We start from the raw sequence: 12,289 nt of genomic DNA, 5'->3' as shown, positions 1-12,289 counted from the left end.
CGGCTCTGACGTCGGGGTGCGCATCTTCGAGAGCACACCTCCCTACCTCGTACACCTCGCTTTCGGAGATGGCGGCAGCCCACTCCTGAAATGCCCCTGGACGCAGTGCCGGTTCAGGTTCACTCCGGGCCCGATCCTGAAGGACCGCAGGAGTCTTAGACGAGTCGAGAAACGCCTGCGCCAGCAGCTGGAGCGCAGCCCGACGGGGGTCTTCGTGGGGGTCGGTGGCGGCGCGGTCGGTCAGGAGCGGGAGCGTGCCCGGCGATCAGCAGCGGGGCACAGTACGAGCTCTGGGTCCGCGTCACCGGCCCCTGACACAGGAACCCTGGTGCGCCGTTTCAGCCCGGCCCGTACGGCACATCCTTCGTCGTCCAGCGGCCAAGGACACCGGTCTCCGGTTCGCCCGGAATCGGAAACCCGGGTTCGAATCCCGGCGAGGCCCACCGCGCACCCCTTCCCGCGCGCAGCCAGGAGTGCGATCACGAGCCGGGGCTGCATAGCCTGGGACTGTAGATCTAGCGGCTGGCGGCACACGTCACCGCTGTGACCTGGGGCTCCCGGATCTGTCTCACCACCTGTCGGGGTTGATCAGTCTCACCACGGTGGCGGATCCCCAGAGCTGGGCTCGTCACTCGTTTTCGCCATCGAAGTCGTAGGGCGGGATGGTCCATCGCAACACCATCCCGCCCGCCTCGTCAGCTTCGAGCGTGACTGGATGGACCTGTCCGGGGTCCCGTTCACCGCGGTGTCTGATCGAGCGATCGCCTTGGTCCCATTCGATGCCGAGCAGCGCCGGCCAGCGGGCTCGCCGACGTCACATACTGGGGCGACCGGTACGAGGACAGCGGCAGGGGAGCGCCTTGGGATGGTGCCGTCGCCTCCGCGGCGGCCTGCCGGACTACCGCTCGGCCGATGTCTTGGGCTGCTCGGAGATCCGGCCTGTTTCTCGTGTGTGCGGGTGGTTCAGGTGCGGGCGAGAGCGGTGAGGATGCGATGGCGGGGGAGGGTGCGGGCGGCGACGAGGAGGAGGCGGTTGGCCGTGCCGGGCACGACCGTGGGGCGGCTGCGGCGGCGCAGGGCGCGTAGGGCGGTGGCGACGACCTGTTCGGGGGTCTGCACCAAGGCGGCCGGTGCGTCGTCGTGCGACTGCGACTCGGTGGCGGTCATGCCCGGGCAGAGCGCGAGGACGTGGATGCCGGATGCCCGGTGCTCGGACCAGAGCGCCTCGGAGAAGGCGGTGACGAACGCCTTGGTGGCGCTGTAGACGGCGAGGTCCGGCAGCGGGGTGTGGGCAAGGGTGGAGGAGACGTTCAGCAGGGCGTCGCCGGGGCGGGCCTGGGCGAGGAAGGCGTGGGAGAGGGTGACGAGGGCCTCACAGTTGAGGCGCAGCATCTCGTGGGCGTGGGTGAGTGGGGTCGTGGCGAAAGGGCCGGTGGTGGCGGTTCCCACGTTGTTGACCAGGAGGTGGACGCGTCGGTCGGCGAGGAGTTGGGCGGCCTTGTGGAGGCCGTCGGGGTCGCCGAGGTCGGCGGCCAGGTGGTCGTGGCCGGGGCCGAGTTCGGCCATCAGTGCTTGGAGTCGCTCCTCGTTCCGGGCGACGGCGACCACCCGGTGGCCGATCGCGGCCAGGTGGTGGGCGAAGGCGCGGCCGATGCCGGCGCTGGCTCCGGTGACCAGGGCGGTGGGGCGGTGGGCGGTGTCGGACGGCCGGGGTGTCGCGGCGGTCGGCCGGGTGGTGGTCATGACGGCTGCGTCTCAGTTCGCGGCGGGTCGGGTGGCCGGCTGGAAGCGGAAGGAGACGGCCTCCGTCAGGGGCTTGCGCTGGGTCTTCTGGACGGCGGCGATCCGCCACCGGCCGTCGGCCTCGCGCACCACCGTGTACGTGGCGAGCTTGCCGAGCTTGCCCTGCTTGCCGTCCTGCTCCGGGGTGCCGCCCTTGCGGACGTCGCCGCGGGTGACGACCACGGCCGCGTCGGTGCCGCAGAAGCGCAGGTCGGTGATGTCGAGGATCAGCCGGGTGCCCTTCAGGAAGCTGTCGAACAGGGCCTGGTGAGCGCGGCCGATCTCCTCGCCGCCGTGGTAGACGGTGCCGACGTAGGTGACGTCGGTGGCGTCCTCGGTGAAGCAGGCGCCGTACGCGGTGCCGTCGCCGTAGGCCCAGGCTGCGGCGCCGCGCTCCAGCAGGGCGCGGATCGCGGCCGCGTCGGTCGCGCGGGAGTCGGTGGTGTGGTGGTTGGCGGTCATCGTGCCGTCCTCCGGGGTGGGGTGTGCGGTGGTGGTGGCGTGCAGGCGCGGGGTGCCGGTGTGCGGGCGGATCCGGTCGGTCACTTCTCGGCCTCGGGCATGGTCGCCGAGTCCCAGAGGAAGGAGAGCCGCTCCATCACGTTCTGGCGCTGGGTGTTGTGGAAGGCGGCGATGCGCCAGCTGTGGTCGCTCTGACGGACCAGCGTGTAGGACTGCGTCTTGGTCAGCTCGGACGGCTTCTTGGGCGTACTGCCCTTGTAGGTGTCGCCGCGGCTGGTGACGACGGCGGTGTCCGGCCCGTAGAAGCGGATGCCGAGGACGGAGTCGGCGAGCTTGGTGTCCTTGACGAATCCGTCGAACAGGGCGCGGTGGGCGTCGGCGATGTCGCGGCGGCCCTGGTAGTGGGTGCCGACGTAGGTGGTGTAGGTGGCGTCGACGGTGAACTGCTCGCCGTACGTGGTGGCGTCGCCCCGGCCCCAGGCGTCGGTGAGAGCGCGGATGGTGTCGCAGACGGCACGGTGATCGTCGGTGGTGGGCGTGCCGGCCGGGGTGGCGGTGACGGCGGGAGTGACGGCGGTGCAGTCGGTCTGACCGAGGTTGCGGACGTCGGACGTGGCGTCCAGCCAGAAGTACCCGCCGGCCGCGGCGACGGCGAGGGTGAGGGCGGTGATGCCGAGGGCGCGCTTGACGGTGCGCCGACGGTTGGTGCGCCGGCCGTTCCCGGTGCTCGTCGGGGCGCTCTTCAGGTCGGTCGGCTCGCCCGTCGGGTCGGTCGCCTCGGTGGTGGTGACGGTGCTCATGGTCTCCCCTTCCATGATAACTTCTTTGAAGAAGTTACTTCTTTGAGGATTTCTCTTCTCTGAGGAAGAGATTAGGGAGTGGAGGAGCCCGTGTCAACGCCTGCCGTGCCATCCGATGCGAGTGAGGTCTACCGCCGGTACCTGAGCGCCGTGATGCTGCACGGCCATGCCAGCGCCAAGGCCTGCGAGCTCGGCGCCACCGACCTCTACGCGCTGAACATCCTTCAACTGACCGGCCCGATGACCCCCGGCGAGCTCGGCACCCGCACCGGCCTCACCACCGGGCCGACCACCCGCCTCATCGACCGCCTCGAACAGGCCGGCTACGTGCGCCGGGCCCCGGACCCCGGAGACCGCCGCAAGGTGATCGTCGAACCGATCGGCAAGCCCGCCGACCTCGACCGGGTCATGGCCCCGGCCCGGCAGCGGATCGGCCAGCTCCTCGGGGGCTACTCACCCGAGCAGCTCGAAGTCCTCTTCGACTACTTCGCCCGCGCAACCGACGCCTACCAGGAAGCCGCCGAGCAGCTGCGCACCCACAACGCCGACTGAAACGCCGACGCGGCGCCGTTGCGCTCTGCCAAGAGCGGCGGGCGCGACCGGGCGGTGTTGGTTGGTGGGCATGACGGCGTGCGGCGTCTCCTTCGGAGGCGGCTCACAACTGACCCAGATGCCTCCGGGGCATCCGGCTCGCGGAAGCCCGATCGACCGCGCTCTTTCAGCTCGCCACCGAGCTGCCCGCCGCCGCCCTCGCCCGCACCCTCGGCATCGACATCGGCATCGACATCACCGTCGCCGTGAAATGGCAGCGAGCCGCCGCCGGGGACTGGGGGCCTACGCGGCCGAAGTCAGCCGCCGCCACCATGACGTCTGAAATCCGAAGACAAGGGAGCAACACAGATGCTGCTACGTGATGTTGAAGACAACGACGTCGACGCATACGTCCGGATGCGATGCGACCCGGTCATGATGGCCGAGCTGGGCGGACCGCTGCCCCGCGAAGGCATGGAGGCAAAGGTCCGACGTGATGTTCAACGGGTGGCAGCGGACACCGACTGGACAAAGATGATCGTGCCCGAGGAGGCCGAGCTGGACGTGGTCGCGGGAACCGTGACCTTGTGGCCCCACGACACAGACGGCGAGCGCATCTCCGAGATCGGCTGGATGGTGCTGCCGGAGTACCAGGGACGGGGACTCGGAAAGCAGGGCGTCCGCACGCTGCTTGAGCTGGCCCGCGACGACGGCCGGTGGGGGCTGATACACGCATTCCCCGCAACAGCCAACGCCCCGTCCAACGGCATCTGCCGCACCCTCGGCTTCCGATTCCTCGGCAAGCAAGACGTGCCCTTCGCCGGTCGAGTCCTGCAGACCAACCACTGGGCTATCGACCCTTGCACCGACCTGCCCTGAGGCGGACGAGTCGCTTGTAGCAGCAGATGGCGGCAGCGAGGCCGAGGAAGGCCAGGCAGTTGCGGGGGTGGCGTTCGTAGCTGTGGTTGAGCGGGCGGTAGCCGGTCAGCCAGGCATGATCCGCTCGATGACCCACCGGCGGCGCCCAAGTCGCTCTCAGGACTCGACACCGCGTGATTCAGCGCGCCGGTCAGACAGCGTGGTCGAATCCGAACCCGATGCTGTAGGACCAGACAGTTTGGGCGCTGAGGAGTGGGGCCTTCCAATTGCCGGTGCCCCGGTAGAGCGACATGTCGCCGTTGCTGCGGATGGCGAGCAGGTCGGGGCGGCCGTCCTTGGAGACGTCTCCGCTGGCGATGAGGTGACTGTAGGTGTTCCAGCCGCCGCCTACGCGCGTGCGAGGGGCGAACGTGCCGTCGCCCTTGCCCAGGTAGCTCCACAGAACGCCCGCGGTGTCGCGTGCGAGGAGATCTCCAGCCGGGCCTCCTGCGATGTTTCCGACGGCGGTGATGTCGTTGTAGACGCCCCAGCCGGCGCCGAGCTTCTTGCGGGCGGTGAAGGGGCTGGTGGCGTTGCCGGTTCCGGGGTGGAGCCAGAGAACGCCCCCCTTGTCAGCGGCGAGGACGTCCGGCCTGCCGTCTCCGGTCAGGTCGCCGCCTCCGGTGATCCGGCTGTAGATCTGCCAGCCGGTGCCTACCCTGATGCGGCTGTAGAAGCCGCCCTTGCCGTTGCCGGCGTGGAACCACAGCGCCCCGGAGATGTCTCGGGCCAGGACGTCGCTCACGGCCGAGCCTCCGAGGTTGCCGACCGCCTCGATCCGGTCGTAGGCCTGCCATCCCGGGCCGATGTACTCACGACGGTAAGCGGCCATCTCCAGCTCGCCGCTGTAGTACGTGCTGTCGGTGCGGTACAGGCGGCCGTCTTCGGTCCGCTGGAGGAGGTCGAAGGCGCCGTTGACGTTGAGGTCGTGCGCAGCGGGCCGGCGGACGAGCTTGAAGGAACCAGATGCCTTGAAGTTCAGCGGGGTGCCGTCAGCCGTTTCCGTCGTGATCGTCCAGGTGTAGTCCCCGTCGGGGACGTCGCCCCTCTCGGCGTCGAATGTGTCCCAGGAGAGACGGAACGTGCTCGAACCCGAGGCCGTCCCTATGTGGTCGGTGGTCGTGTGACCTGTGCGGATGTTGCGGATGACGATCTTGGCCCACGTACCGCCCGACAGCTCCCAGTCCAGCCAGATGTACTGGCGGTTGGTCATGTCGATGACGGGCGGCACGCTGTGCCGGATGAGCGTGACATCGCCCTCGGCGGAGGCGGCCACGGCTGCCGGGCTGCTCACGGCGCTCGCGCCGGACGTGACGGCCAGGATGGTGGCGAGGGCAGTGACGAAGCGCCGGGTGGCACCGGGACAGGGCAATTCGCTTCCCCCTCAGACGTATCTGGTGCACCGTGCACCACACTCCTATGACGCATGAGAAGTCGAAAGGTTGTACAGACCTGCACGGCCAATCGGCTTGCACTGTCGTTCACCTGGCCAGCGGGTCGACCGGTGGCCATGGAGAGCCCAGTTGCTCGGCATCATGCGAACTCCCCGCCTCCCAAGGGCCGGCTTCATGTGCCCGCCCGGCAGGAGGTGGTGCGGCGTTCAGGCCGCCCTCGTCGATCTCTTGCCTGGGCGCGAGCCACCCGACCGGCCACCAGCTCGCCTTTGCGCGGCTCGCGTTCTCTCTGCAGGGCAGTGGCCAGCACTACACGCCGCCCGGCCTTGTCGAGGAGCTCCTGCACAAGCCGATCGGGGCGGAGCCAGATCCCCGTCAGGTGGCGATCTGGCGCCGGTTGACCCGCATGGGAATCTCGGACCGACCGCCGGCACCGGCGGCCAGCTGACGGAGGCCGCCAGGTGGCTTCAGCTGACTGCTGTGTCCGCAGGATGACATCGCGCCGTCCCGGTGAGCTCCCTCGCCGGGACGGCCCCGCAGACCTGTTGGAACCACGAGGGGTGACCGTGGTTGCGTAGCAATGCGAAGGCCCTCGGTTCACCGTCGAACCGGGCGCCGCCATCGACATCGCCGTGACCCGCGGCCTCCACAAGGCCGGTAGCTGGTATGCCTCCCATGTGCTCCACACCTCCGGCTGTGGAGCACAGCCCTTCCTGTGGCCGTGAGCGCCAGGACCTGTCGTCAAAGTGATCTTGGATTGTGGATCATGGTGGGGATACGCTGCCATGAACTGTCCGATGCCGGGGGGAACTTGTGCAGCCGATGCTGCCAAGAACCTTGCTGAGGCGGCCGCGTCTCCATGACCGGATGGTGCTCAACGGGATCGCGTGGAAGTTCCGCACCGGGATCGCCTGGCGGGACGTGCTCGAGCGATACGCGTCGTGGGCCAGTCTCCACACCCGATTCCGCCGGTGGGCGGCGGACGGCACGTTCGAGCGGATGCTCCAGACCGCGCAAGCGCAGGCCGACGCGGCCGGTGACATCGACTGGCTGGTGTCGGTCGACTTCACCATCGACAGCGCCCACCAGCACACCGCCGGAGCCCGAAAAGAGGGGGGGGCTCGGAGCCCTGCCCTCGGACGGTACCGAGATGGTCTGACCAGCAAGATTCACCTGGCCTGCGACGGCTCGGGCCGTCCGCTCGCGTTCGTACTGACGGGTGGGAACACCAACGACTGCACCCAGTTCACCGCTGTGATGGATGCCATCCGGGTCCCCTGAATCGGGCCGGGACGACCCCGGATGCAGCCGCACCACGTCATCAGCGACAAGGGCTACAGATCCAAGGCGATCCGCACTTGGCTATGGAGGCGGGCATCGCGCACACCATCCCCGAGCGGCCGATCTGGCCGCGAACCGCCACCGTCGGGGAAGCGGCGGCGGCCGCCCGCCGGCGTTCGATCGGGACTTGTACATGCGGCGCAACGTGGTGGAGCGGTGCTTCAACCGGCTGAAGCAATGGCGCGGCCTCGCCCCGCTACGACAAGACCGCCGAGTCCTACCAGGCAGCCGTTGCTCTCGCCGCGCTCTTGATGCGGGCGCGATGTCCCGACGACGAGCGCCTGGCCCTCAGAGATGAAGTTCGGTCTCCCAGGCTTCGAACGGCGGCTCGACCCGATAGCTGCGGTCGCAGCGCGCCCGAATCCACTGCGCGGCCCGGTACTGCGCATCCCCGTCATTCAGCACCATGCCGTTTGCGTCAACCTGCAGCACATTGCCATAGATCGCGAAGACCATCTCCAACGATGAGCCGGAATGAAAAACGGTCGAGCGGTAGTCGAACCCATCGAGCAACTCAAGGTCGATGGTGCCGTTCGCCAGGTAGAAGGCGAACAGTCGAAGCGAAGCGCGCACGTCGACAGGAAGATGTTCCACGCACGCATCATGCATGACTTCCGCACCGTCTCGGCAAGATCTTTTGACGACAAGACCTAGCGGGCCGGAGGCTTCCCGCGCTGCGTTGATCAGGGGTGCCCTACCCTGACGGAGCTTCGACCGTTCGAGCCAGGGGTGGGGATCCATATGGCAACGCGCACGACCGACGACACGGAGCCGGGGCGGGAGCGGCGACTGTCGGGCCGTCAGGGAACGGGGCGGCTCCGCCCCCTCCTCTCACCCGTCACCGCGCTCCTCATCGTCGGCCTCGCTGCGGGCTGCTCCGCCCTGGGGAGCTCGCTGCGCGTCGTCTGGGAGGCCCCTGTCGACAGCAGCGCCATGAACTACGGCAACGGGGCCTGGCTCGTCGGCGACATGCTCGTACGCAGCCGTTATGACGCAGTCACCGCCTTCGACGCAAAAACGGGGAAGGGCCGCTGGGAGTACGCCACACCCGGACAGGAGCACATCTGCGCCGTCAGCCGCCGGACGGCTGACTCCGTCTTGCTGATCGCCCGGGGGCGCATGACGGACGCAGGCTGCTCGACCGTCGCCGCACTGGACCTCACAACCGGTCGCGAGCGATGGCACACGCCCCGTACCCCGGGAGGGGACCTGACCGAGACGTTCACCGACATGGTCGCCGTCGGTGGCGGGATCGCCGTCCTGCGCGACGCCGACGACATGTGGGCCCTCGACGACGACCTGCGAACCCCCAACGCCCGGCCCGCCGTCTCCGGAACAAAGGCCCTGCGCGCCTTCGACCTGCGGACCGGCGCCCCGCGCTGGACAGCGGCCGTACCCGAGATCTGCGTGCCCGAGCAGGTCGCCGCCGGCGAGCGGCAGGTCGTCGCCGTACTCGCCTGTGGCCGCAGCGAGTTGCGACTCGCCGCGTTCGACCCGGCCGATGGCCGCCAGCGGTGGACCGCGTCCCTCGGCGGCCGGACGATGCCCGCAGCGGACGGGCAGTTGACCCTGCTGTCCGCCGAGCCGGCGGTCGTGCAGACCGGCGGGACGACGGAGGGCCAGCCAGGCGCCTTCCTCGCCTTCGCCGCGGACGGGAAGGCCGCCGGCCGGATCGAGACCACCGGCGTATACGGAACGGTCCAGGCACACACGCCGGCCCTCGTGGCCGTCGTGGACGGGCGGCTCTATCTCGGTGCCGAGAGCAGGGAGCGCGAGGCGTACCGGGACCGTGTGGTCGCCTTCGACCTCACGAGCGGCAGCCAAGTCTGGCTGGAGGACGTGGCCATCGCGGGCGGTCTGCGCGCCCTCGACGTGACCAGCGGCCGGGTGACCGTTCTCGCCGACCGCGGCTCCCGGCACGACGGCCTCGATGAACTGCGGGTACTCGACGCCGCCACCGGCGACGAGAAGGAGAGCATCGACACCGGTGTCGACGTGGACCGGGCACAGGGCGAGCTGGCAAACCTGCTTGTATACGAGGACCTGGTCGTCGCCGTGCGGCAAGATTCAGGGGCGCGCCCCTTCTCGGTGTACGCGCGCAAGTAACGGATCAGCCAGGACGAGGCGGGATCGCTTCCTCCACGATTGTCCGGGTAACGATCGTTCCGCAGGCGTATCCGGGCGGACATCTCTCCCGCGCGGTGCGGCGACGCACCATGCTCTTGGGAACCGGCGCCGCGCTGCTGACCGCCGTCACCCCTTCCGCAACGTGAGCTCGGCTTTGTCCCCGAGGAGCCCTTCCGCGGGTACCACCTTCCATGGACGGTGGCCTGCCGGTTCTGCCACGAGGATGTCCGACGCATCCGCCTCAGCCGAGCAGTAGCCGTCCTCAACCGGCCGCCAGACGTCTGTCCGGTGTGGCGGCCCGGGTGGGGTATGTGATCACACGATCCGCTCGTTCTCCGCCTTGGACAGGGCGTGGCGGGTGCGGTCGATTTCCGTCACCGCGCGCCCCGCAGCTGCTTCAGCATCTGCGCGGACTCGCCGGTGACCGTGTCCACTCCCGCTCGGTCCTCCGGGATCAGGCTCTTGCGCCGGGCGGCCCACGCGCCCTGCGCGGCGGTCAGTTCCGCGACTCGGGCGGTGTCGCCCGCCTCCTCAGCCCGGGCGATCAGCCCGGAGTAGGCACCCACCACGTGGCTGATGCCCTCCAGGGCCACCTCGTACGCCGTGCCGTCCTCAGCCGACCACGAGGCCGTCCCCATATCGGCCAGTACCGCTTTCTGCTCCGTCACCATGCTCCCCTGTCCCTGTCGGTCACACACGGGCCGTGACGGTCGACCACCACGGGACGAACGCCCCGACTCTGCCAGAAAGCGCCGACAACGCCCGCGCACTCTTCGCGCCCTCTCCCCCGGACAAGGCCCGAGGCGGGCCCGGATGATCGACGCAGAGCCGCATGAACCGGGCGAGCGGGCACTCCTGGTGCGCCTCGGTTCCGTCACCTCGTGCTCGACCCCACGAGCACATACGGCGCCCCCTCCCAACGCCCTATGCCGAGCTCGCCGTCTCACACCGCGGCTGGCCGGTCGCCGAGATCGTGCCGCTGCTCCGCGCGTCCGCCGACCGTACGCTCCACGGCTTCACCGACGCCGACCTCGCCGAGCAGGCGGAGGCGATCAGCAGTGGCGCACCGTACGAGCTCCGGGTCCGCGTCACCCCGCAGGTCAACAGGAGGTGCGGTTTCGCATGGACAGCATCGATGCATGGTGGGCCAACCAGTACGTCTCCTGGAGGAGTAGGGATGCCCCGGCCCCGGTGGTCCAGAGCGGTGTCGTTTGGCCTGGTCACGGCGCCTATCAAGCTCGAAGCTGCTACGGATGGGCACGACGTGTCCCTACGCCAGGTGCACGTCGAGTACGGCGGCCGGATCCGGTACCGCAAGACGTGCGAGATCGACGGCCAGGAGCTCCGCGAGGACGAGATCGGCAAGGACTACGAGGCCAGCAAGGGCCACGTCATCCTGATCACGGAGCAGGACCTGGCGGAGATGCCGCTGCCCACCGCGAAGGCCATCGAGATCGTGGCGTTCATCGATCGGGCCTCCGTCGACCCTGTCCAGTACGGCGCCGGCTCGTACTACCTGACCGCCGACGGACAGGTAGCCGCGAAGCCGTACGTCCTTCTCCGCCGCGCGCTCGAGCGCAACGAGAAGGTGGCGGTCGCCACGGTCGCCAAGTTCGCGCTCCGCGGGCGCGAGCGCCTCGGTCTGCTCCGCCCTCTCGGCGATGCGCTGCTGCTGTCCCGTCTGCACTGGGGTGACGAGATCCGCTCCCCCGCCGAGCTCACCCTGCCGGAGACCGAGCTGACCGACGACAAGGTGGAGGGCGCGCTCGCGCCGATGGGCACGATGGCCGTCGAATCGATCGACGAGCTGGACGTCACCGACCACTACACCGAGGCGCTCCACGGGGTCATCGAGGCCAAGGCCGAGCACCGAAGCCCGCCGAGGTCGAGGAGGCGCCGGCAGGGCAGGTCGTCGACCCGATGGCCGCGCTGCGGGCGTCCGTCGCCAAGGCCAAGAAGTCGCGCGGCGAGACGGGGGCGCATGCCACCGTCCACGAGATGCCCGCGCCCAAGAAGAAGGCCGCAGCGTCCAAGAAGACCGCCGCGAAGAAGACAGCGACGGCCAAGAAGGCGGCTCCGAAGAAGGCGGCGTCGCGGCGCCGGAAGTCCGCCTGAGAGGGCGAGGCGAGGATCATGGCAGCGAAGCAGACTGTGTACCACGTGACACCGTCCGGCGAGCGGGCGGCCGCCGCGGGCGTGAAGTGGCAGGTCGAGGGTCGAGAAGGCCCGCCGGATGCTGCAAGAGCCGCACCGGACGCAGAAGGACGCGCTCGACACCGCACGCCGGCGGGCCAAGGAGCATACCCCTCGCAGGTCATCGTCCACGCCCAGGACGGACACATCCGCACCGCGTACACCTACGGCGCCCCCTACGGCATCCCCAGGCGAACGCGGTCGCCAGGCAGGACGCGGAGGCCTCTTCTAGGCCTTGTCCGGGCGATCACGAAGGCCGGGCATTCGAGGGCTAGAGAGGACCGCTTCACCGCTTCTGCGGCGGCAGGACACTCCTGCCCCGGCGTGCTGGTGTGCCACGATGGCCTCCAGGAGGCGGGATGCAGTATGTGGGGCTGGGGGCGCTCATCGCGGTTTCTCTGGCGGTATCGATATGTGGTGTGGTCGAGCTTCTCACCGGGTGGATTCATCCCTGGGAGCGAGGCCGGGTCGTGCGCTCTGTGCCCCATGGGCTTGGTCAGGTGCTGACGGGGAGCGGTCTCTGCTGTTTCTTCGGTGTTTTCACCCTCACTCCGTCAGGGAACGCCCTCCCCACGGTCACGGCAGTGGGCGCTGGGCTCTTCCTCACCGGAACCGTCCTGGTCGGTGTGTCCCGTGTTCCAAGCCGCTAGGGGGTGTCCGGAAAGTCATGGGAGCCAGAGTCGGAGGCAGGCGAGGGTGACCATGGCTTGGTAGTGGACGGCTCGTTTGTCGTAGCGGGTG

At 69.1% G+C, this 12,289-nt stretch carries 10 protein-coding genes, 1 tRNA gene and 3 pseudogenes; 7 read left to right on the top strand and 7 right to left on the bottom strand.

Features of this window, described 5'->3' with window-relative positions; genetic code table 11:
• The first annotated feature begins 365 nt into the window (after positions 1-365).
• A tRNA-OTHER gene (locus ACZ6K0_RS41430) sits at positions 366-443 on the top strand.
• Between the two features lie 520 nt (positions 444-963).
• Here the strand turns inward: ACZ6K0_RS41430 and ACZ6K0_RS41425 are convergent.
• The 3 genes from ACZ6K0_RS41425 to ACZ6K0_RS41415 are packed head-to-tail and all read right to left on the bottom strand — an operon-like array spanning position 964 to position 3,044.
• Positions 964-1,743 (bottom strand): SDR family NAD(P)-dependent oxidoreductase, encoded by a 780-nt coding sequence (locus tag ACZ6K0_RS41425; RefSeq protein WP_469235777.1) that lies wholly within the window; start codon positions 1,741-1,743, stop codon positions 964-966.
• 12 nt (positions 1,744-1,755) lie between these two features.
• Positions 1,756-2,328 carry an SgcJ/EcaC family oxidoreductase gene (locus tag ACZ6K0_RS41420; protein WP_469235775.1) on the bottom strand — a complete coding sequence of 191 codons (573 nt, stop codon included), beginning with the start codon at positions 2,326-2,328 and terminating at the stop codon, positions 1,756-1,758.
• A complete protein-coding gene (locus ACZ6K0_RS41415; protein WP_469235773.1) occupies positions 2,325-3,044 on the bottom strand; it encodes an SgcJ/EcaC family oxidoreductase in 720 nt (239 codons plus the stop codon). The genes ACZ6K0_RS41420 and ACZ6K0_RS41415 overlap by 4 nt, the downstream gene beginning before the upstream one ends.
• A 90-nt stretch (positions 3,045-3,134) precedes the next feature.
• Here ACZ6K0_RS41415 and ACZ6K0_RS41410 point away from each other — a divergent pair, with 90 nt between their 5' ends.
• Both ACZ6K0_RS41410 and ACZ6K0_RS41405 read left to right on the top strand, forming a co-directional pair.
• Positions 3,135-3,596 (top strand): MarR family winged helix-turn-helix transcriptional regulator, encoded by a 462-nt coding sequence (locus ACZ6K0_RS41410; protein ID WP_469235771.1) that lies wholly within the window; start codon positions 3,135-3,137, stop codon positions 3,594-3,596.
• A 348-nt stretch (positions 3,597-3,944) separates the two neighbouring features.
• Positions 3,945-4,454 (top strand): GNAT family N-acetyltransferase, encoded by a 510-nt coding sequence (locus ACZ6K0_RS41405; protein ID WP_469235769.1) that lies wholly within the window; start codon positions 3,945-3,947, stop codon positions 4,452-4,454.
• Here ACZ6K0_RS41405 and ACZ6K0_RS41400 read toward each other — a convergent pair.
• A pseudogene (locus ACZ6K0_RS41400) lies at positions 4,426-4,625 on the bottom strand (transposase); the annotation flags it as partial. The gene ACZ6K0_RS41405 and the pseudogene ACZ6K0_RS41400 overlap by 29 nt on opposite strands.
• A gap of 19 nt (positions 4,626-4,644) precedes the next feature.
• Entirely contained in the window at positions 4,645-5,865 is a 1,221-nt protein-coding gene (locus ACZ6K0_RS41395) for an FG-GAP repeat domain-containing protein (protein ID WP_469235767.1), read from the bottom strand.
• A gap of 844 nt (positions 5,866-6,709) precedes the next feature.
• Between ACZ6K0_RS41395 and ACZ6K0_RS41390 the strand changes: the two are divergent.
• A pseudogene (locus ACZ6K0_RS41390) lies at positions 6,710-7,476 on the top strand (hypothetical protein); the annotation flags it as partial.
• Between the two features lie 40 nt (positions 7,477-7,516).
• On the opposite strand, the gene ACZ6K0_RS41385 reads toward ACZ6K0_RS41390, so the two are convergent.
• Positions 7,517-7,822 carry a DUF7677 family protein gene (locus ACZ6K0_RS41385; protein WP_376410703.1) on the bottom strand — a complete coding sequence of 102 codons (306 nt, stop codon included), beginning with the start codon at positions 7,820-7,822 and terminating at the stop codon, positions 7,517-7,519.
• A 147-nt stretch (positions 7,823-7,969) separates the two neighbouring features.
• On the opposite strand from ACZ6K0_RS41385, the gene ACZ6K0_RS41380 reads away from it, so the two are divergent.
• Positions 7,970-9,334, top strand: coding sequence for an outer membrane protein assembly factor BamB family protein (locus ACZ6K0_RS41380; protein WP_469235765.1), 1,365 nt, complete (start codon positions 7,970-7,972; stop codon positions 9,332-9,334).
• A gap of 395 nt (positions 9,335-9,729) precedes the next feature.
• On the opposite strand, the gene ACZ6K0_RS41375 is transcribed toward ACZ6K0_RS41380, so the two are convergent.
• Entirely contained in the window at positions 9,730-10,026 is a 297-nt protein-coding gene (locus tag ACZ6K0_RS41375) for a hypothetical protein (RefSeq protein ID WP_469235763.1), read from the bottom strand.
• Between the two features lie 161 nt (positions 10,027-10,187).
• Here ACZ6K0_RS41375 and ku point away from each other — a divergent pair.
• Positions 10,188-11,183 (top strand): annotated as a pseudogene (gene ku, locus ACZ6K0_RS41370) (non-homologous end joining protein Ku); the annotation flags it as partial.
• A gap of 92 nt (positions 11,184-11,275) precedes the next feature.
• Complete coding sequence (locus ACZ6K0_RS41365; protein ID WP_469235975.1) at positions 11,276-11,470, top strand: hypothetical protein; 195 nt, start codon at positions 11,276-11,278, stop codon at positions 11,468-11,470.
• Positions 11,471-12,289 lie beyond the last annotated feature (819 nt).

It is taken from the genome of Streptomyces sp. NPDC042346 (assembly GCF_055581845.1).
The sequence above is the reverse complement of the archived record's forward strand: the minus strand, read 5'-3'. Positions and strand labels throughout refer to the sequence as shown.